General features: G+C 55.7%; 17 protein-coding genes and 4 tRNA genes. 16 read left to right on the top strand and 5 right to left on the bottom strand.

Translation table 11 applies throughout. The annotated features are described in order from the left end of the window. Positions 1-2 precede the first annotated feature (2 nt). From rffA to L3068_RS22355, 10 genes are all read left to right on the top strand, one after another. Positions 3-1,133, top strand: coding sequence for a dTDP-4-amino-4,6-dideoxygalactose transaminase (rffA, locus tag L3068_RS22400; RefSeq protein ID WP_048995847.1), 1,131 nt, complete (start codon positions 3-5; stop codon positions 1,131-1,133). A gap of 1 nt (position 1,134) precedes the next feature. Beyond that, a complete protein-coding gene (gene wzxE / locus L3068_RS22395; protein ID WP_117582157.1) occupies positions 1,135-2,385 on the top strand; it encodes a lipid III flippase WzxE in 1,251 nt (416 codons plus the stop codon). Beyond that, positions 2,382-3,461, top strand: coding sequence for a TDP-N-acetylfucosamine:lipid II N-acetylfucosaminyltransferase (locus L3068_RS22390; protein ID WP_063943803.1), 1,080 nt, complete (start codon positions 2,382-2,384; stop codon positions 3,459-3,461). Before wzxE ends, L3068_RS22390 begins: the two co-directional genes overlap by 4 nt. Next, positions 3,458-4,810, top strand: a complete 1,353-nt coding sequence (wzyE, locus tag L3068_RS22385) for an ECA oligosaccharide polymerase (protein ID WP_014885661.1) — start codon at positions 3,458-3,460, stop codon at positions 4,808-4,810. The genes L3068_RS22390 and wzyE overlap by 4 nt, the downstream gene beginning before the upstream one ends. Positions 4,811-4,822: 12 nt before the next feature. Next, complete coding sequence (gene wecG, locus L3068_RS22380; RefSeq protein ID WP_023331579.1) at positions 4,823-5,563, top strand: lipopolysaccharide N-acetylmannosaminouronosyltransferase; 741 nt, start codon at positions 4,823-4,825, stop codon at positions 5,561-5,563. 197 nt (positions 5,564-5,760) lie between these two features. Beyond that, a complete protein-coding gene (gene thrP / locus L3068_RS22375) occupies positions 5,761-7,146 on the top strand; it encodes a bifunctional threonine/serine APC transporter ThrP (protein WP_117582155.1) in 1,386 nt (461 codons plus the stop codon). 102 nt (positions 7,147-7,248) lie between these two features. Continuing rightward, a tRNA-Arg gene (locus L3068_RS22370) sits at positions 7,249-7,325 on the top strand. A gap of 67 nt (positions 7,326-7,392) precedes the next feature. Continuing rightward, positions 7,393-7,468, top strand: a tRNA-His gene (locus L3068_RS22365). Positions 7,469-7,489: 21 nt separating this feature from the next. Next, positions 7,490-7,575, top strand: a tRNA-Leu gene (locus tag L3068_RS22360). Between the two features lie 45 nt (positions 7,576-7,620). Continuing rightward, positions 7,621-7,697 (top strand) — tRNA-Pro (locus L3068_RS22355). Positions 7,698-8,238: 541 nt separating this feature from the next. Here L3068_RS22355 and hemY read toward each other — a convergent pair. The 4 genes from hemY to hemC are packed head-to-tail and all read right to left on the bottom strand — an operon-like array spanning position 8,239 to position 12,330. Then, positions 8,239-9,438 carry a protoheme IX biogenesis protein HemY gene (gene hemY, locus L3068_RS22350; protein ID WP_117582153.1) on the bottom strand — a complete coding sequence of 400 codons (1,200 nt, stop codon included), beginning with the start codon at positions 9,436-9,438 and terminating at the stop codon, positions 8,239-8,241. 2 nt (positions 9,439-9,440) lie between these two features. Continuing rightward, positions 9,441-10,631, bottom strand: coding sequence for a uroporphyrinogen-III C-methyltransferase (gene hemX / locus L3068_RS22345; RefSeq protein WP_014885655.1), 1,191 nt, complete (start codon positions 10,629-10,631; stop codon positions 9,441-9,443). A 20-nt stretch (positions 10,632-10,651) separates the two neighbouring features. Beyond that, positions 10,652-11,392 carry a uroporphyrinogen-III synthase gene (gene hemD / locus L3068_RS22340; protein ID WP_014885654.1) on the bottom strand — a complete coding sequence of 247 codons (741 nt, stop codon included), beginning with the start codon at positions 11,390-11,392 and terminating at the stop codon, positions 10,652-10,654. Beyond that, complete coding sequence (gene hemC / locus L3068_RS22335; protein WP_048996605.1) at positions 11,389-12,330, bottom strand: hydroxymethylbilane synthase; 942 nt, start codon at positions 12,328-12,330, stop codon at positions 11,389-11,391. The genes hemD and hemC overlap by 4 nt, the downstream gene beginning before the upstream one ends. A 350-nt stretch (positions 12,331-12,680) precedes the next feature. On the opposite strand from hemC, the gene cyaA reads away from it, so the two are divergent. Further along, positions 12,681-15,224, top strand: a complete 2,544-nt coding sequence (gene cyaA / locus L3068_RS22330) for a class I adenylate cyclase (RefSeq protein ID WP_014885652.1) — start codon at positions 12,681-12,683, stop codon at positions 15,222-15,224. A 91-nt stretch (positions 15,225-15,315) separates the two neighbouring features. Here cyaA and cyaY read toward each other — a convergent pair whose 3' ends face one another. Continuing rightward, the gene (gene cyaY / locus L3068_RS22325) at positions 15,316-15,636 is read right to left on the bottom strand and encodes an iron donor protein CyaY (RefSeq protein WP_014885651.1); all 321 of its coding nucleotides are present in this window, start codon (positions 15,634-15,636) and stop codon (positions 15,316-15,318) included. Between the two features lie 135 nt (positions 15,637-15,771). Between cyaY and lptM the strand changes: the two genes are divergently transcribed. Genes lptM through yigB form a run of 5 tightly spaced genes read left to right on the top strand, consistent with a single transcriptional unit; the run spans position 15,772 to position 19,154 of the window. Beyond that, positions 15,772-15,975: an LPS translocon maturation chaperone LptM gene (gene lptM / locus L3068_RS22320; protein WP_117582151.1), complete on the top strand. Its 204-nt coding sequence runs from the start codon at positions 15,772-15,774 to the stop codon at positions 15,973-15,975. 35 nt (positions 15,976-16,010) lie between these two features. Continuing rightward, positions 16,011-16,835, top strand: coding sequence for a diaminopimelate epimerase (gene dapF, locus L3068_RS22315; RefSeq protein ID WP_014885649.1), 825 nt, complete (start codon positions 16,011-16,013; stop codon positions 16,833-16,835). Beyond that, positions 16,832-17,539 (top strand): DUF484 domain-containing protein, encoded by a 708-nt coding sequence (locus tag L3068_RS22310; protein ID WP_023331571.1) that lies wholly within the window; start codon positions 16,832-16,834, stop codon positions 17,537-17,539. Before dapF ends, L3068_RS22310 begins: the two co-directional genes overlap by 4 nt. Then, a complete protein-coding gene (xerC, locus tag L3068_RS22305; protein WP_063943795.1) occupies positions 17,536-18,438 on the top strand; it encodes a tyrosine recombinase XerC in 903 nt (300 codons plus the stop codon). Before L3068_RS22310 ends, xerC begins: the two co-directional genes overlap by 4 nt. Next, on the top strand, positions 18,438-19,154 hold the full coding sequence (gene yigB / locus L3068_RS22300) for a 5-amino-6-(5-phospho-D-ribitylamino)uracil phosphatase YigB (RefSeq protein WP_117582149.1): 717 nt from the start codon (positions 18,438-18,440) through the stop codon (positions 19,152-19,154). Before xerC ends, yigB begins: the two co-directional genes overlap by 1 nt. Positions 19,155-19,192 lie beyond the last annotated feature (38 nt).

Genomic DNA, 19,192 nt, shown 5'->3' with positions numbered 1-19,192 from the left:
AGATGATTCCATTTAACGCCCCCCCCGTCGTCGGTACGGAACTCGACTATATGCAGTCTGCCATGGGCAGCGGCAAACTTTGCGGTGATGGCGGTTTCACCCGTCGCTGCCAGCAGTGGATGGAGCAGCGTTTTCGCAGCGCTAAAGTGCTGCTGACCCCGTCCTGTACGGCATCGCTGGAGATGGCGGCACTGCTGCTGGATATCCAGCCTGGCGATGAAGTGATCATGCCGAGCTATACCTTTGTCTCCACGGCAAATGCGTTTGTCCTGCGCGGAGCAAAAATCGTCTTTGTGGATATCCGCCCGGATACCATGAACATTGATGAGACGCTGATTGAAGCTGCGATCACCGACAAAACGCGGGCGATCGTGCCGGTTCACTACGCGGGCGTAGCCTGTGAAATGGACACCATCATGGCGATCGCCAAAAAACACAACCTGTTTGTGGTGGAAGATGCCGCTCAGGGTGTGATGTCCACCTACAAGGGACGCGCGCTGGGCACTATCGGCCACATTGGCTGCTTTAGCTTCCACGAAACGAAAAACTATACGGCGGGTGGAGAAGGTGGCGCGACGCTGATCAACGACCCGGCGCTCGTGGAGCGTGCGGAAGTGATCCGTGAAAAAGGCACCAACCGCAGCCAGTTCTTCCGCGGGCAGGTGGATAAATACACCTGGCGCGATATCGGCTCAAGCTATCTGATGGCGGATCTGCAGGCGGCATATCTGTGGGCACAGCTGGAAGCGGCGGAGCGGATTAACCTTCAGCGCCTGTCCCTGTGGCAAACCTATTACGATGCACTTGAACCGCTGGCAAAAGCCGGGCGTATCGAGCTGCCAACTATTCCGGCTGATTGCGTTCACAATGCCCACATGTTCTACATCAAGCTTCGCGATAACGACGATCGCAGCCAGCTCATCGCCTGGCTGAAAGAAGCCGAAATTATGGCGGTCTTCCACTACATTCCGCTGCATTCGAGCCCGGCAGGCGAGGCGTTCGGGGTGTTCGCCGGTGAAGACCGTTACACTACAAAAGAAAGTGAGCGTTTGCTTCGCTTGCCACTGTTCTACAACCTCGCGCCAGTTAACCAGCGTACGGTGATTAATACCCTTCTGAGTTATTTCGGCTGATATGTCTCTGGCAAAAGCATCGGTGTGGACCGCCGCGTCCACGCTTGTAAAGATTGGCGCCGGACTGCTGGTCGTCAAGCTGCTGGCCGTCTCATTCGGTCCTTCAGGCGTCGGGCTGGCGGGGAACTTCCGCCAGCTGGTGACCGTCCTTGGCGTGCTGGCCGGGGCCGGTATTTTCAACGGTGTGACCAAATACGTTGCTCAGTATCATGATGATGCGGCACAGCTTCGCAGGGTCGTCGGCACCGCGTCGGCGATGGTTACCGGGTTTTCGACCCTGCTGGCTATCGTATTTTTGCTCGCGGCGGCCCCCATCAGTCAGGGATTATTTGGGCACACCCAGTATGAGGGGCTGGTGCGTCTGGTCGCATTGGTTCAGATGGGTATTGCCTGGGCAAACCTGCTGCTGGCATTGATGAAAGGCTTTCGTGATGCTGCCGGGAACGCGCTTGCGTTAATCCTGGGGAGCGTCATCGGCGTGATTGCCTATTACTTCTGCTACCGCCTGGGTGGCTATGAAGGGGCACTGCTCGGGCTGGCGCTGGTTCCGGCGCTGGTTGTCGTTCCTGCCGCGTTTATGCTGATGCGTCGGGGCGTTATCCCTCTGAGCTACCTCAAACCGCAATGGGATAAAGTGCTTGCCAGCCAGTTGGGTAAATTTACCCTGATGGCGCTCATCACGTCCGTCACGCTGCCGGTGGCCTACGTGATGATGCGAAACCTGCTGGCGGCGCATTACAGCTGGGATGAGGTCGGAATATGGCAGGGCGTAAGCAGTATTTCCGACGCCTACCTACAGTTTATTACGGCTTCCTTTAGCGTTTATTTGCTGCCAACCTTATCGCGTCTGACGTCCAGGCAGGATATTACCCGTGAGATTTTCCGCTCGCTGCGCTTTGTGCTTCCCGCCGTGGCGGCGGCCAGTTTTACCGTCTGGCTATTGCGCGATGTCGCCATCTGGCTGCTTTTCTCAGCGGAGTTTACCGCCATGCGCGATCTGTTTGCCTGGCAACTGGTGGGCGATGTGCTGAAAGTGGGGGCTTACGTTTTCGGCTACCTGGTGATTGCGAAAGCCTCGCTGCGGCTGTATATCCTGGCGGAGATAAGCCAGTTTGGGTTACTGACGGCATTTTCACACTGGCTAATACCTTCGCATGGTGCGCTGGGGGCGGCTCAGGCCTATATGGCAACCTATATCGTTTATTTCGCTGCCTGTTGCGGCGTATTTTTATTGTGGCGTAAACGCGCATGACTGCACTGATTCACATCCTGGGATCGGATATCCCACACCATAACCAGACCGTTTTGCGGTTCTTTAACGATGAACTGGCACCGGGTAACCCTGATGCACGTGAGTTTATGGTTGCAGGTCAGGATAAGGGCCTGAGCGAGGCATTTCCGGCGCTGACTCTTCGCTTCTGGCCGGACAAGGCCGCGCTGGCGAAGGCGGTCATTGCCAAAGCCAAAGCGAATCGCCAGCAACGTTTCTTTTTCCACGGGCAGTTCAATACCGGCCTGTGGCTGGCCCTGCTCAGCGGGGGAATCAAACCTTCCCAGTGCAGCTGGCATATCTGGGGGGCGGATCTCTACGAAGTCTCACGCGGCTGGAAATTCCGCCTTTTCTATCCCCTGCGCCGCATGGCACAGGGCAGGGTGGGCTGCGTTTTTGCCACCCGTGGCGATCTCAACTATTTTGCGAAACAGCATCCGAACGTGCGCGGTGAGCTAATCTATTTCCCAACCCGCATGGATCCGGCGCTAAATACCCTGGCGAATGACACGGTTCGTGAAGGCAAGCTGACGATTCTGGTGGGAAATTCAGGCGACCGCAGTAACGAGCATGTTGCCGCGCTGCGGGCGGTACACCAGCAGTTTGGCGACACGGTGAACGTGGTCGTGCCGATGGGTTATCCGGCCAATAACGACGCCTACATCAACGAGGTTCGCCAGCAGGGTCTTACGCTTTTTAGCCCTGAGAATCTTCAAATCCTCAGTGAAAAGCTGGCGTTTGATGAATACCTTACGCTGCTAAGAAAATGCGATCTCGGCTATTTTATCTTTGCGCGTCAGCAGGGGATAGGTACGTTGTGTCTGCTGATCCAGGCGGGGGTGCCGTGCGTGCTCAACCGTGACAACCCATTCTGGCAGGATATGGTTGAACAGCATATTCCGGTGCTGTTTACCTCCGATACGCTGAATGTCGAGGTGGTTCGGGAAGCACAACGTCAGCTCACGCTGGTGGATAAAAACAGTATCGACTTTTTCAGCCCGAACTATCTCACGCCGTGGCACCGTGCGCTGCGTATCGCGTCAGGAGAGAAAGCATGAGTCAGTTGCAATTCAGCGGCTTACTGGTTGTCTGGCTTCTGAGCACGCTGTTTATCGCCACCCTCACCTGGTTTGAATTCCGCCGGGTGCGCTTCAACTTTAACGTATTCTTCTCGTTACTGTTTCTGCTGACCTTCTTTTTCGGCTTTCCGCTGACCAGCATTCTGGTTTTCCGGTTTGACGTGAGCGTCGCGCCGCCGGAAATCTTGCTCCAGGCGCTTCTGGCGGCGACCTGTTTCTATGCGGTTTACTACGTCACCTACAAAACGCGGCTGCGTTCAGCCAGGGCCACTGCATCACGCCGGGCGCTCTTTACCATGAATCGGGTGGAGACCCACCTGACATGGGTGATATTGATGGCTATCGCCCTGGTCAGTGTCGGGATCTTCTTTATGCATAACGGCTTCCTGCTGTTTAAGCTCAACTCCTACAGCCAGATTTTTTCGGCTGAAGTTTCGGGCGTGGCGTTAAAGCGATTCTTCTACTTCTTTATCCCGGCGATGCTGGTGATTTTCTTCCTGCGACAGGACAGTAAAGCGTGGCTGTTCTTCCTGGTCAGTACCGTCGCGTTCGGTATCCTGACCTACATGATTGTGGGCGGTACGCGCGCCAATATCATCATTGCTTTCGCTATCTTCTTGTTTATTGGCATCATCCGCGGCTGGATCTCGCTGTGGATGCTGGTGGCGGCAGGGGTGTTTGGCATTGTGGGGATGTTCTGGCTGGCGCTGAAGCGCTACGGGATGAACGTGGCGGGCGATGAGGCGTTTTACACGTTCCTCTACCTGACGCGCGATACCTTCTCGCCGTGGGAAAACCTGGCCTTGCTGCTGCAAAACTACGACAAGATTGATTTCCAGGGGCTTGCGCCGATTGTTCGCGACTTCTATGTCTTTATCCCGAGCTGGCTATGGCCGGAGCGCCCTGGCGTGGTGCTCAATACCGCGAACTATTTTACCTGGGAAGTGTTGAACAATCATTCGGGTCTGGCGATCTCGCCAACGCTGATCGGCTCCCTGGTGGTGATGGGCGGCGGCTGGTTTATCCTGCCTGGTGCGGTTGTCGTAGGGCTGATTATTAAATGGTTCGACTGGCTTTACCTGCGCGGTATTGAAGAGACGAACCGCTACAAAGCGGCCATTTTGCACAGTTTCTGCTTTGGTGCCATTTTCAATATGATCGTACTGGCGCGCGAAGGCCTGGATTCATTCGTTTCGCGCGTGGTGTTCTTCATGGTCGTTTTCGGCATCAGCCTGTTACTGGCCAAATTGCTGTACTGGCTGTTTGACAGTGCAGGGCTTGTGCACAAGCGCGGGCAACAGGGCAGCACAACGCTGTCGCAAGTTTAAGAAAGGATAGTCATGACGGATAAAACTTCTGCACCGCGTTATGCGCTTCGTGGTTTGCAGCTTATTGGCTGGCGCGATATGCAGCACGCGCTGGATTTTCTTTTTGCCGATGGTCAGATGAAATCCGGTACGCTGGTTGCCATCAATGCAGAAAAGATGCTGGCGGTGGAAGATAACGCCGAAGTCAAAAGCCTGATTGAAGCGGCTGAATTTAAATACGCGGACGGGATTAGCGTGGTCCGATCTATCCGTAAAAAGTTTCCTGGCGCTAATGTTTCCCGCGTGGCGGGGGCCGATCTCTGGGAGCATCTTATGGCCCGCGCGGGCGCGGAGGGGACGCCAGTCTTCCTGATTGGCGGTAAGCCCGAAGTGCTGGCACAGACCGAAGAGAAGCTGCGTCGTCAGTGGAATGTTAATATTGTCGGCAGTCAGGATGGTTACTTTAAGCCTGAAGATCGGCAGGCCTTGTTTGCACGCGTTCGCGACAGCGGGGCAAAAATTGTCACCGTGGCGATGGGTTCCCCGCGCCAGGAAATCCTGATGCGCGACTGTCGGCTGGTCAGCCCGGATGCCCTGTATATGGGCGTAGGAGGCACCTACGACGTCTTTACCGGCCACGTTAAGCGTGCACCGACGGTCTGGCAAAATATGGGGCTGGAATGGCTCTACCGCCTGCTTTCACAACCCACACGCATTAAACGACAGATTCGTCTGCTTCGCTACCTCGCCTGGCACTACACCGGGAAAATGTAATCAAAATGTAGCGCGATATGCTGCTCGCGCTGCAACTCCCCTGCAAAACTGCTGATAATTTGTGCAATGCATTCATTTTTTTTATGCATCGTTTGCCATTTGGTCGATTTTAAGAAACCATTCGCTCCGTATTTTAGTCCCCCTAAAAAACAATACCCGGTATTAAGCCGGGAAACAGCAAACACAATCGAGGATTTATGGCAGAGAAACAACCGGAGCTACAGCGTGGGCTGGAAGCTCGTCATATCGAACTGATCGCGCTGGGCGGCACTATCGGCGTGGGCCTGTTTATGGGCTCCGCAAGCACCCTTAAATGGGCAGGCCCTTCCGTATTACTGGCGTATATCATCGCCGGGCTGTTTGTTTTCTTCATCATGCGCTCAATGGGCGAAATGCTCTTTCTGGAACCCGTAACCGGATCTTTTGCCGTTTACGCGCACCGTTATATGAGCCCGTTCTTCGGCTACCTGACAGCCTGGTCCTACTGGTTTATGTGGATGGCGGTGGGCATCTCTGAAATCACCGCGATAGGGGTCTACGTCCAGTTCTGGTTCCCGGACATGGTTCAGTGGATACCGGCGCTGATTGCCGTGGGGCTGGTGGCGCTGGCAAACCTGGCCGCGGTGCGCCTGTACGGTGAAATAGAGTTCTGGTTTGCGATGATCAAAGTGACCACCATCATCGTGATGATAGTGATTGGTCTGGGCGTGATTTTCTTTGGCTTTGGCAACGGTGGGCACGCCATCGGCTTTGGCAACCTGACTGAACACGGCGGCTTCTTCGCTGGCGGCTGGAAGGGCTTCCTGACAGCGCTGTGTATCGTGGTGGCTTCATATCAGGGTGTGGAGCTGATCGGTATTACTGCCGGTGAAGCGAAAAACCCGCAGGTCACGCTGCGCAGCGCGGTGGGCAAAGTGCTGTGGCGCATCCTGATTTTCTATGTGGGCGCGATCTTCGTTATCGTGACCATCTTCCCGTGGAATGAAATTGGCACGACCGGAAGCCCGTTCGTTTTAACCTTTGCGAAGATTGGTATTACCGCAGCAGCAGGCATCATCAACTTTGTGGTTTTGACGGCGGCACTCTCTGGCTGTAACAGCGGGATGTACAGCTGTGGCCGTATGCTCTACGCGCTCTCGAAAAATAACCAGCTACCTGCGGCGATGAGTAAAGTATCACGGGCGGGTGTGCCGGTTGCGGGGGTCGCGGTATCCATTGTGATTCTGCTGATTGGCTCATGCCTGAATTACATCATTCCTAATCCGCAGCGTGTGTTTGTTTACGTCTACAGTGCCAGCGTGCTGCCGGGTATGGTGCCGTGGTTTGTCATTCTCATCAGCCAGCTGCGTTTCCGTCATGCACATAGAAAAGCGATCGCCAGCCATCCGTTCCGCTCGATCCTGTTCCCATATGCGAACTATTTAACGATGGCGTTCCTGATTTGCGTATTAATTGGAATGTACTTTAATGAAGATACCCGCATGTCGCTGTTTGTCGGGCTAATCTTCCTGGCGGCAGTGACGGCCGCGTATAAGCTTTTTGGCCTGGGTCGCCGCGGCACCACGCACAAAGTGGAGGAATAAGCGGCAAAATGTGCAAACCATAACCAAACGCGCATTTTTTTCAAAAAAGCACTAGACAGCGGGGACGGAGGTACGTAATATCCAGCCCCGCAACGGCGCTAAGCGCCCGTAGCTCAGCTGGATAGAGCGCTGCCCTCCGGAGGCAGAGGTCTCAGGTTCGAATCCTGTCGGGCGCGCCATTTTAGTCCCGGCGCTAGAGCTGCGGTGGTCTGAGAAGTAGTCAGTACCGCGTGAAAGAATACAGTGGTGGCTATAGCTCAGTTGGTAGAGCCCTGGATTGTGATTCCAGTTGTCGTGGGTTCGAATCCCATTAGCCACCCCATTATTGAAAGAGTTGTGAATTGCGAAGGTGGCGGAATTGGTAGACGCGCTAGCTTCAGGTGTTAGTGTCCTTAGGATGTGGGGGTTCGAGTCCCCCCCCTCGCACCACGACTTTTTAAATGAATTGAACTAAAAATTCAAAAAGCAGTACATCGGCGAGTAGCGCAGCTTGGTAGCGCAACTGGTTTGGGACCAGTGGGTCGGAGGTTCGAATCCTCTCTCGCCGACCAATTTTGAACCCCGCTTCGGCGGGGTTTTTTGTTTTCTGTGATGTTTCTTTCCTGTAGTGATTCCCCGACAGCGCCCTTTTTCAGTGTCGCGATTCAGCGACATGTAATCCGTTGAAAGTAATAGAAATATTTATTTAGGGGCTTTACTGTCTCTTTCTGACGACATAATTCTGCATTTAGCGATACGTTATGAAGCTTCAGACAGTGCTTAACAGCATAATTTCCTTTTATCTTAAAATGTTGCGTCATGTAAACGTTTTGCGTGTAACTCTGGCACGTTACGTGCAATAATATACGTGTAGATGCTCATTCCATCTCTTATGTTCGCCTTAGTGCCTCATAAACTCAGGAATGACGCAGAGCCATTTACGGTGCTTATCGTCCACTGACAGATGTCGCTTCGGCCTCATCAGACACCATGGACATAACGTTGAGTGAAGCACCAAATATGTTGTCTTACAGACCTGTTTTAACGCCTGCTTTTATAGCAGGCGTTTTTTTATGCCCATAAAAAAAGGAGGCCGTCTGGCCTCCCTGTTAATTACTGCTGTGTGCCGTTGTTCTGCAACGTCAACAGCAACCCATCTCGCCGCATGGCAGCAGCCTCTTCTGGCTTATGCTGTTTGTCGAGCGTATCGGCAAGCCACGCGTAGTCATAGGCGTCCGGACGCTGTTTCAGTGCCGCACGGAAGGCGAGGCTCGCCTCCTGCCATTCGCCGTGCTTCATCAGCGACTGGCCCAGCGTGCTCCACAGCAGCGGGCGGTCGCCGACGGTTTTGATCTGCTGACGCAGCACTTTCTCGACTTGCTCTGGGTTATTGGTTTTCAGGCGCGGGATCACCATGACCAGACGATCGTCGTACTGGCGCTTGAGACCGTCGAGGAGGATCTCCTGGGCGGTGTCATGATCGTCACATTCAATGAGATGTTCCGCCATCGCCACCTGCAGAGGAACCTGCTGACGCGTTTTCCGGCTCTGATTTTTCCACCAGGTCTTCAGGCCGTCGCTACCCAGGTCGGCGCGTGCCTGATCCATCAGGCCAATCCATGCCAGACGCTGAAGCTCGTCACGATGCTCGTCATCACCCACTTCGGCCTTCGCCATTGACGGAATGATGTCCAGCAGCGAGCCCCACGCACCGGTACGAATATAAGCCTGTTCGGCAAGACGCAGGACTTCAGGATGGCGGGGAGCAATTTCCAGCAGGCGGTCAACGCCATGGCGCGCCGCATGGTTCTCATTGCGTGCCAGCTGCAGACGAACGCGGGTGATCTCCACCGGAATCGGGTCACCGGAAGCCAGTTCTGACGCACGTTCCAGATGCTGATTCGCACGGGCTTCATCACCGCGCTGCTGCGCTGCTTCGGCAGCCAGAAGATAGTTCACCACCGGCTGTTCTGCATGGTCGGCATTTTTCGACATCAGCTTTTCAACCTGCTGATAATCGCCTTCGGCGAGCTTAAGGAGCGCCTGCTCGGTTTGCTTACGCGCACGACGACGCTTGCGGCCAACGAACCAGCCGCGCGTATGCGCGCCGGTACGGAAAATACGGCGCAGGATCCATTCGACTGCCAGCAGTACTACGACGCCGAGGATCAGAATAATCACCAGACCCGTTACGCTGGTTTCGATGTTGTAATTATCGGTCTGGATCAGAACGTATCCCTGATGACCGGCAAGCATCGGTCCCAGGACGATCCCGGCGATCAACAAAATGAAGAGTAAGAGAACTTTTAGCATCATTACTCTCCTTGTGGCGCGCTTTCAGGCGCTGGCGCTGGTGCCGCTCCGCCTGTTTGCTCTGCCGGAACGCCCGGCTGTGCCAGCAGGTTACGCACGCGCGTCTGCATCAGTTTCTCCAGTATCGGCTGGCTGGCCAGCTTATCCGGTACGTTCATCGTGATGTTCTGCTGGCTCAGCTTATCGATGTCTTCGAGGAAAGCGGTGGTCGTCGCGTCATCGGTATTGTAATACGCACGCACCCACGTCGAGACGTTATCCAGCGCCTGTTTGTAGGTCTCTTCCTGATGACGCGGCACAGCCTGAGCCGCCACCAGCAGGCGGGAACGGATGTTTTCGCGCAGATAGATATCCTGATTCGGCGCTAACAGCGGTACAGCGGTTTCATCGCGACGACGGATGGTGATAAAGCTGTCCATAAAGTTCTGCCAGCTTTTCTGCAGGTTAATGCGCCATTCGCTCAGAGAGCTGGAAAGCTCGGTACCGTCGGAATCCATGGGGGAGTCGTCGTCGTTGTTATCCGCCAGCTGCAGGTTATCAATCTGATTCGAAAGCTGGTTCACCTTGAGGATAATGCCGTCGTAATCCACCTGCGAAACGGCGGAAAGACTCGCGATATCTTCGGTGATCGCGCGACGTGCGGTAATGAGACTGGGATCGTTCATGTCTGCAAGGCTTGCATCGGCGCTTTTCAGCAGTGCGGCGGCGGTGGTAACGTCCTGGTCGCTCCAGAGCTTACGCCCGGCGAGTTTTACGAGGAAATCGGCCTGAGAGAGCAGCCAGGTTTTGGCATCGGTACCGGAAATCGTGGCGACTTTCTGCTGTACTTCGTCCAGTTGTTTGGTCAGCTCTTGCTGTTTGTTGTTTGCCTCGGCCAGCGCGGCAGCCTGCTGCTTAATCACCGCTTCCAGCTCGGTTTTCTGCGTTTCCTGCGCTTTTTGCAGGGAGGTAAGCTGATTGACCAGCGTATCGCTGGTGGCCGTCTGGTTAGCGCCCTGTTGCTTCACAAGGCCGTACAGGCCAACACCTGCCGCCAGTGCAATGGCGATGGCAATTGCGCTCAGCGCGAGGCTGGTTTTGTTGCTGCCGTTTTTCTTCTCAGCGGTTTTCTCAGTCGTCTCTGGCTGTGGCGTGGTGTCCACAGTCTCCCTGGTCTCTTCAACCACGGCGGAGGATTTTTCGTGTTCCGTCATTATGGCTTCCCATTTGAGAGTTATTGTAATGCGCGCAGCAGCGCATCGTTGTCGGCGTTATCAGCGATCCGAATATCCTGCCAGCCCAGTTCCCGGGCGAGGTTCGCCAGACGCTCACTGACGACCAGAAGCCGACAGCGGAGTAACCAGTTTTCGCGATACCAATGCGGTATCAGCGACCAAAGCTGTTGTAACATTTCACCGCTGGTGACCACCAGCGTATTAATGCCGCGCGCGTGCCAGCGCATCGCTTCTTCCGCGCCATCGTAGTGCTTTGCGCAACGCTGATAGCACTCAACGAACGTCACGTCGGCACCCCGTTCACGCAGCGTTTCGCCCAGCAGCTCGCGGCCACCATTGCCGCGCAAAATGAGCGCGCGCTTTCCGGCAATAGTTTGTAATTCAGGTAATTGTAGCAAGACTTCGCTAATTTCCCGATCTAACGGGTAGCGAACATCAGCGCCGCTTACGGTATGCAGCGCCAGCGCCGTTGAGCGACCAATGGCGAAATAGCGTGGGGCAGTTGTCCAGGACAAACTTTGCTGTTGCAGCTGGGCGTTGGCGAATTCCACGGCATGTTGCGACAACGCAAACAGCAGATCGCCTTCCTGCAGGGTATTTATCCGATCGGCGAGCGCAGAGAGCTCGCGACCGGGGGAGAATTCAATCAGCGGAAAACTCCAGGCCACCTGCCCCAGTGTGCGCAGACGGCTCACTAACTGCTCTCCTGCGGGAGAAGGGCGGGTGACAAGAATACTCATGCAGGGGGTTCTCCGTTATAGACCTCAGCCAGGATTTCACGCGCGCCGTTATTCAGCAGCTCTTCCGCCAGCGACACGCCAAGCTGTTCGGCATCTTGCGGATTGCCACGACGTTCGCCGCGTACCATCTGTGAACCGTCCGGGGCACCCACCAGCGCGCGCAGCCAGAGTTTCCCTTCGGTTAATTCAGCATAGCTGCCAATCGGCACCTGGCATCCGCCTTCGAGGCGGGTATTCATCGCCCGCTCGGCTTTTACGCGGATAGCGGTCTCGTCATGGTTCAGCGGCGCGAGCAGTTGGCGGGTACGCACATCGTCCAGACGGCACTCGATGCCGACGGCACCCTGGCCCACGGCCGGCAGCGACAGTTCTGGTGGTAGCGCCACGCGAATGCGTTCCTCCAGCCCCAGACGCTTCAGTCCAGCGACGGCAAGAATAATGGCATCGTATTCACCGTTATCCAGTTTGCCCAGGCGTGTGCCGACGTTGCCGCGCAGCGAGCGGATGATCAGGTCAGGGCGACGCTCCGCCAGCTGACACTGACGGCGTAAACTGGAGGTGCCAACTACGCTACCTTCGGGCAACGCATCAAGCGAGTCATAGCGGTTAGAGACAAACGCATCACGCGGATCTTCGCGCTCGCAGATGGTCACCAGCCCCAGCCCTTCCGGGAACTCGACGGGCACATCTTTCATGGAGTGCACGGCGATATCGGCGCGGTTCTCAAGCAATGCCAGTTCCAGTTCTTTGACAAACAGGCCCTTGCCGCCCACCTTCGCCAGTGGCGTATCCAGGATCACGTCACCGCGCGTGACCATCGGCACCAGCTCGACGCGCAATCCATTGTGGCAGGCTTCAAGGCGCTGCTTAACATAATGTGCCTGCCAGAGCGCGAGAGGGCTTTGGCGTGTGGCAATTCTCAAAACATTGTCTAACATGCTTGTTACCGTCATTATCAATCGCTAACCATCCTAACATTGTTGACTCTGGGATGGCAGTTTTACGGTTGATGAAGCGCGAGAGGGACACGGTGGCGTATTGGCCAGCCATAGCCGTATTCAGGAATTTACACGTACAGAACGGTGCTACACTTGTATGTAGCGCATCTTTCTTTACGGTCAACCGGCAAGGTGTTAAATTGATCACGTTTTAGACCATTTTTTCGTCGGTACCACCATAATGATAAGGGCGAAAAAAGGGTAACGGTTATCTTTTTGAAATACTGCGGGCTCGCGGTTATTCGTGTTTTGAATGGCTTACGACACCCGGAAACATCAGGCGATACGTCTTGTACCTCTATATTGAGACTCTGAAACAGAGACTGGATGCCATAAATCAATTGCGCGTGGATCGCGCGCTTGCTGCCATGGGCCCTGCTTTCCAGCAGGTATACAGTCTGCTGCCGACATTATTGCACTATCACCATCCGCTGATGCCTGGGTACCTTGACGGTAACGTTCCCAGAGGCATATGTCTTTTCACGCCTGATGAAACCCAACAGCATTATCTGAACGAGCTGGAACTCTACCGCGGCATGCCGCCGCAGGAATCACCGACAGGTGAATTGCCGATTACCGGCGTTTACACGATGGGGAGTACCTCATCGGTAGGGCAAAGCTGTTCTTCAGACCTGGATATCTGGGTCTGCCATCAATCCTGGCTCGATAACGAAGAGCGGCAGCTGCTGCAGCGTAAATGCAGCCTGCTGGAGAGCTGGGCCGCGTCGCTTGGCGTGGAAGTGAGCTTCTTCCTGATTGATGAAAACCGTTTCCGCCATAACGAAAGCGGCAGTCTGGGTGGTGAAGACTGCGGCTCGACTCAGCACATCTTATTGCTGGATGAATTTTATCGTACTGCTGTGCGTCTGGCCGGGAAGCGTATTCTGTGGAATATGGTGCCGTGCGATGAAGAAGAGAATTATGACGACTACGTCATGTCGCTTTATTCGCAGGGCGTTCTGACGCCAAACGAGTGGCTGGATCTGGGCGGCCTTAGCTCCCTGTCCGCAGAAGAGTACTTCGGCGCTAGCCTCTGGCAGCTCTATAAGAGCATTGATTCACCGTACAAAGCGGTGTTGAAAACGCTGTTGCTTGAAGCCTACTCCTGGGAATACCCCACGCCGCGTCTGCTGGCGAAAGATATCAAGCAGCGCCTGCACGATGGTGAGATTGTCTCCTACGGGCTTGATGCCTACTGCATGATGCTGGAACGCGTTACCGAATACCTGAAAGCCATTGATGACTCGACGCGTCTTGACCTGGTGCGTCGATGTTTTTATCTCAAAGTTTGTGAAAAACTGAGCCGCGAGCGCGCCTGTGTGGGCTGGCGTCGTGAAGTGGTCAGCCAGTTAGTGAAAGAGTGGGGATGGGACGAAGCGCGTCTGTCCATGCTCGACAACCGCGCTAACTGGAAAATCGATCAGGTGCGTGAAGCGCATAACGAACTGCTCGATGCGATGATGCAAAGCTACCGTAACCTGATCCGCTTTGCGCGCCGCAACAACCTTAGCGTCTCCGCCAGCCCGCAGGACATTGGCGTACTGACCCGTAAGCTCTATGCCGCGTTTGAAGCGCTGCCGGGCAAAGTCACCCTGGTGAACCCGCAGATTTCGCCTGATCTGTCAGAACCGAACCTGACCTTTATCTATGTACCGCCGGGCCGCGCAAACCGCACCGGGTGGTATCTGTACAACCGTGCGCCTAGCATGGACTCGATCATCAGCCATCAGCCGCTGGAATATAACCGCTACCTGAACAAACTGGTGGCCTGGGCGTGGTTTAACGGTCTGCTGACTTCACGCACCCGCCTGTTTATCAAGGGCAACGAGGTCGTCGATTTAGCCAAGCTGCAGGAGATGGTGGCTGATGTTTCGCACCACTTCCCACTGCGTCTGCCTGCGCCAACGCCGAAAGCGCTCTACAGCCCCTGTGAAATTCGCCATCTGGCGATTATCGTCAACCTGGAATACGACCCGACGGCAGCTTTCCGTAATCAGGTAGTCCATTTTGACTTCCGCAAACTGGACGTCTTCAGCTTTGGCGAACAGCAAAACTGTCTGGTGGGCAGCGTGGATCTGCTGTACCGCAACTCGTGGAATGAAGTGCGTACTCTGCATTTCAACGGCGAGCAGGCGATGATCGAAGCGCTGAAAACTATTCTGGGCAAAATGCATCAGGACGCCGCGCCGCCGGACAGCGTCGAAGTGTTCTGCTACAGCCAGCACCTGCGCGGTTTGATTCGTACCCGCGTGCAGCAGCTGGTCTCCGAGTGCATCGAGCTGCGTCTCTCCAGTACCCGTCAGGAAACCGGGCGTTTTAAAGCGCTGCGCGTCTCCGGCCAGACCTGGGGGCTGTTCTTCGAACGTCTGAATGTATCGGTACAGAAGCTGGAAAACGCCATTGAGTTTTACGGGGCGATTTCACATAACAAGCTGCATGGACTGTCGGTCCAGGTGGAAACCAACCACGTCAAACTGCCACAGGTGGTGGACGGCTTTGCGAGTGAAGGGATTATTCAGTTCTTCTTCGAAGAGTCGGGCGACGATGCCGGGTTTAACATTTACATTCTGGATGAGACCAACCGCGCCGAGGTGTATCACCATTGTGAAGGTAGCAAAGAGGAGCTGGTGCGCGACGTCAGCCGTTTCTACTCTTCTTCACATGACCGCTTCACCTATGGCTCCAGCTTTATCAACTTCAACCTGCCGCAGTTCTATCAGATTGTGAACGTTGATGGGCGAGCGCAGGTGATCCCGTTCCGTACGCAGGCAATTACCCCTGCGGTGCCAGCAAACCAGGATACCGCACCGCTGTTGCAGCAGTATTTCTCCTGATTTCGTGAGCCCGGTGGCGGCTAAGCCTTACCGGGCCTACAACAGCCCGAACCCGTAGGCCGGGTAAGCGCAGCGCCACCCGGCAACAAAACTACCTGAAACTGACGGTCTCACCCGCCTGCGCCGTCGCTGCCTGCTCCAGCAAATCCCAGAACGTTTCGCCGCTGCGGTCGCAAATCCATTCCCCGTCTTTCAGATCGAAATGATATCCGCCCTGTTTTGCGGCCAGCCAGACCTGGTGAAGCGGTTCCTGGCGGTTAATAATAATTTTGCTGCCGTTTTCGAAGCTCAGGGTCAGAATGCCGCCGTTGATTTCACAATCGATATCGCTGTCGCCGTCCCAGTCGTCGAGACGTTCTTCGATGGTCATCCACAGGGTGTCTGCAAGGCGATGGAATTCACTGTCGTTCATGGTTTTGTTCCTGTTTTTCGTGATGCCGGCAGTATAACGCTAAATAATTCCCGTTGCAGGAAAGCGGCAAACTCTTGCTTTTGTGTCTTCTCCTGCGATGATAGAAACAGATTTGAACTTACGGGCAACTTTATAATGAAAAACGCTTTCCGAACGCTTGCCGTTCTCATCACCCTGTTTAGCCTGACGGGCTGCGGACTGAAGGGACCACTCTACTTCCCACCTGCGGATAAAACCGCGCCGCCGCCGACGAAACCCGTCCAAAGCGGCATTGAGTCTACCACGCCAAATACTAACGATCGTGGCGAAAACGGTGGCCCGACTCAGGTTAATCTCTGACGACAACGTTCTGTACCCGCGCAATGGAGCAAATGATGCAGTTCTCTAAAATGCATGGCCTTGGCAACGATTTTATGGTCGTCGACGCGGTAACGCAGAATGTGTTTTTCTCCCCGGAACTGATCCGTCGCCTGGCGGATCGGCATCTGGGCGTGGGGTTTGATCAACTGCTGGTGGTTGAGCCGCCATACGATCCCGACCTCGATTTCCACTACCGTATTTTTAACGCGGACGGCAGCGAGGTTAACCAGTGCGGCAACGGTGCGCGCTGTTTTGCCCGCTTTGTCCGCCTGAAAGGGCTGACCAACAAGCGCGATATTCGCGTCAGTACGGCCAACGGCCGCATGGTGCTCAGCGTCACCGATGACGAACTGGTGCGCGTGAACATGGGCGAGCCTAACTTCGAACCCTCTGCCGTGCCGTTTCGCGCAAATAAAGCGGAAAAGACCTATATTATGCGTGCGGCCGAGCAGACAGTATTGTGCGGCGTCGTCTCGATGGGTAATCCGCACTGCGTGATTCAGGTGGATGATGTGGAAACCGCCGCGGTTGAAACGCTCGGTCCGGTGCTGGAAGGCCACGAGCGTTTTCCGGAGCGGGCGAACATCGGTTTCATGCAGGTGGTGAAGCGTGAGCACATTCGCCTGCGGGTTTACGAGCGCGGCGCGGGCGAAACCCAGGCCTGCGGTAGCGGTGCGTGTGCGGCCGTGGCGGTCGGCATCTCACAGGGGCTACTCGCCGAAGAGGTTCGCGTCGAGTTACCGGGCGGTCGGCTTGATATCGCCTGGAAAGGACCGGGTCATCCACTGTATATGACTGGCCCGGCGGCACATGTCTATGACGGGTTTATCCATCTATGAAACAACCAGGGGAAGAACTGCAGGAAACAGTGACGGAACTGGACGACAGAGCTGTTGTGGATTATCTGCTGCGCAATCCTGAGTTTTTTATTCGCAATGCACGCGTCGTCGAAGAGATGCGCGTGCCGCATCCGGTTCGCGGGACCGTGTCGCTGGTCGAATGGCACATGGCGCGCTCGCGCAACCACATCAATCAGCTTGAAGAGAACATGACGCTGCTGATGGAACAGGCCAGTACCAACGAAAGCCTGTTCTATCGTTTGCTGCATTTGCAGGCGCGTCTGGCCTCGGCGCACAGCCTTGATGAGTTCCTTAGCCGCTTCCACCGCTGGGCGCGTGAGCTTGGGCTGGCGGGTGCAACGATTCGTCTTTTTCCTGACCGCTGGCGCATTGGCGCACCGTCCGGGTTTACCCATCTGGCGCTCAGTCGTCAGGCGTTTGAACCGCTGCGCATTCAGCGTCTGGGCCATGCGCATCACTATCTGGGGCCGCTGAACGGGCCTGAACTGCTGGTGGTATTACCGGAAGCGAAGGCGATTGGCTCGGTGGCGATGTCGCTGATGGGACGCGATGGCGATCTGGGCGTCATGTTATTTACCAGCCGCGACGCGCACCACTACGAGCAAGGCCAGGCCACGCACCTGCTGCAGGAGATCGCCCTGATGCTGCCCGAACTGCTGGAGCGCTGGATTGAACGCGTATGACGGACGGACTGCTTTCCACTGACGTCGCGCGCTTTCTGCGCTATCTGGGGGTGGAACGTCAGCTCAGCCCCATTACGCTGCTTAACTACCAGCGTCAGCTTGATGCCATCATGCAGATTGCCGACGAGATCGGCCTGAAAAGCTGGCAACAATGTGACGCTGCCACGGTACGCGGGTTCGTTGTGCGTAGCCGTAAAAAAAACCTCAGCCCGGCGAGCCTGGCGCTCAGGCTTTCCGCGCTACGCAGTTTCTTTGACTGGCTGGTCAGCAAGGGTGGCATAAAAGCCAACCCGGCAAAAGGGATCGCCACGCCGAAAGCCCCGCGCCATCTGCCGAAAAATATCGACGTCGACGACGTAAACCGTCTGCTGGATATCGATCTGAACGATCCGTTGGCGGTGCGTGACCGCGCGATGCTGGAGGTGATGTACGGTGCCGGACTGCGTCTGTCTGAACTGGTCAATCTCGATATAAAACATCTCGATCTGGACACCGGCGAAGTGTGGGTGATGGGCAAGGGCAGCAAAGAGCGCCGCCTGCCCATTGGCCGCAATGCCGTCGCCTGGATTGAGCACTGGCTTGACCTGCGCGGGCTATTTGGCGCGGAAGAAGATGCGCTGTTTTTATCGAAACTCGGCAAGCGGATCTCGGCGCGTAACGTACAGAAGCGCTTTGCGGAGTGGGGTATTAAGCAGGGGCTGAACAGTCATGTTCACCCGCATAAGCTGCGCCACTCTTTTGCGACACACATGCTTGAGTCGAGCGGCGATCTGCGCGGCGTGCAGGAGCTCCTCGGCCATGCGAATCTGTCGACCACTCAAATCTACACCCACTTAGACTTCCAACACCTTGCCTCGGTGTATGACGCGGCGCATCCACGCGCCAAACGGGGGAAATAATGCGTTTTTACCGCCCACTCGGCCAGATCTCAGCCCTGACGTTTGACCTTGATGACACCCTTTATGACAACCGCGAGGTGATTCTGCGTACCGAGCAGGAATCGCTGGCGTTTGTACAGAATTACCATCCGGCGCTGAAAGCGATGCAGAACAAGGACTTCCAGACGCTGCGTCAGTCCCTGCGGGAGACCGAGCCGGACATTTACCATGATGTGACCGAATGGCGTCGCCGCGCGGTGGAGCAGGCGATGCTCAACGCGGGTCTGAGCGTGCAGGACGCGGCCATCGGTGCTGAGGCAGCGATGGAAAACTTTGCCAAATGGCGCAGCCGTATCGACGTACCGCAGGAGACCCACGACACGCTGGCGAAGCTCGCCGAAAAGTGGCCGCTGGTGGCCATCACCAACGGCAATGCCCAGCCCGAGCTGTTTGGCCTCAGCGATTACTTTGAATTCGTGCTGCGCGCAGGCCCGCACGGTCGCGCCAAGCCGTTTAGCGATATGTACCACCTGGCGGCCGAAAAGCTGAATCTACCGCTCGGCCAGATCCTGCACGTGGGTGATGACCTGACTACAGACGTGGCCGGGGCTATCCGCTGCGGCATGCAGGCCTGCTGGATCAAGCCAGAGAACGCCGACCTGATGACCACGCTGGATAGCCGTCTTCTGCCGCACGTGGAAATTTCACGGTTGGCATCCCTCACGACGCTGATATAATCACCAGTAATATTGTATAAATTACCAGGGTTTTGCAG

This window comes from Enterobacter cloacae complex sp. ECL414, assembly GCF_021869685.1.
GTDB classification, from domain to species: Bacteria; Pseudomonadota; Gammaproteobacteria; order Enterobacterales; family Enterobacteriaceae; genus Enterobacter; species Enterobacter kobei.
The sequence above is the reverse complement of the archived record's forward strand: the minus strand, read 5'-3'. Positions and strand labels throughout refer to the sequence as shown.

Bases quoted from the DNA above. Each gene is read 5' to 3' on its own strand.
- lptM (WP_117582151.1), top strand. From the start codon at position 15,772: ATGAAAAACGCTTTCCGAACGCTTGCCGTTCTCATCACCCTGTTTAGC.
- xerC (WP_063943795.1), top strand. From the start codon at position 17,536: ATGACGGACGGACTGCTTTCCACTGACGTCGCGCGCTTTCTGCGCTAT.
- hemX (WP_014885655.1), bottom strand. From the start codon at position 10,631: ATGACGGAACACGAAAAATCCTCCGCCGTGGTTGAAGAGACCAGGGAG.
- yigB (WP_117582149.1), top strand. From the start codon at position 18,438: ATGCGTTTTTACCGCCCACTCGGCCAGATCTCAGCCCTGACGTTTGAC.
- dapF (WP_014885649.1), top strand. From the start codon at position 16,011: ATGCAGTTCTCTAAAATGCATGGCCTTGGCAACGATTTTATGGTCGTC.
- wzyE (WP_014885661.1), top strand. From the start codon at position 3,458: ATGAGTCAGTTGCAATTCAGCGGCTTACTGGTTGTCTGGCTTCTGAGC.
- wzxE (WP_117582157.1), top strand. From the start codon at position 1,135: ATGTCTCTGGCAAAAGCATCGGTGTGGACCGCCGCGTCCACGCTTGTA.
- L3068_RS22310 (WP_023331571.1), top strand. From the start codon at position 16,832: ATGAAACAACCAGGGGAAGAACTGCAGGAAACAGTGACGGAACTGGAC.
- hemD (WP_014885654.1), bottom strand. From the start codon at position 11,392: ATGAGTATTCTTGTCACCCGCCCTTCTCCCGCAGGAGAGCAGTTAGTG.
- cyaY (WP_014885651.1), bottom strand. From the start codon at position 15,636: ATGAACGACAGTGAATTCCATCGCCTTGCAGACACCCTGTGGATGACC.
- hemY (WP_117582153.1), bottom strand. From the start codon at position 9,438: ATGCTAAAAGTTCTCTTACTCTTCATTTTGTTGATCGCCGGGATCGTC.
- rffA (WP_048995847.1), top strand. From the start codon at position 3: ATGATTCCATTTAACGCCCCCCCCGTCGTCGGTACGGAACTCGACTAT.
- hemC (WP_048996605.1), bottom strand. From the start codon at position 12,330: ATGTTAGACAATGTTTTGAGAATTGCCACACGCCAAAGCCCTCTCGCG.
- thrP (WP_117582155.1), top strand. From the start codon at position 5,761: ATGGCAGAGAAACAACCGGAGCTACAGCGTGGGCTGGAAGCTCGTCAT.
- wecG (WP_023331579.1), top strand. From the start codon at position 4,823: ATGACGGATAAAACTTCTGCACCGCGTTATGCGCTTCGTGGTTTGCAG.
- L3068_RS22390 (WP_063943803.1), top strand. From the start codon at position 2,382: ATGACTGCACTGATTCACATCCTGGGATCGGATATCCCACACCATAAC.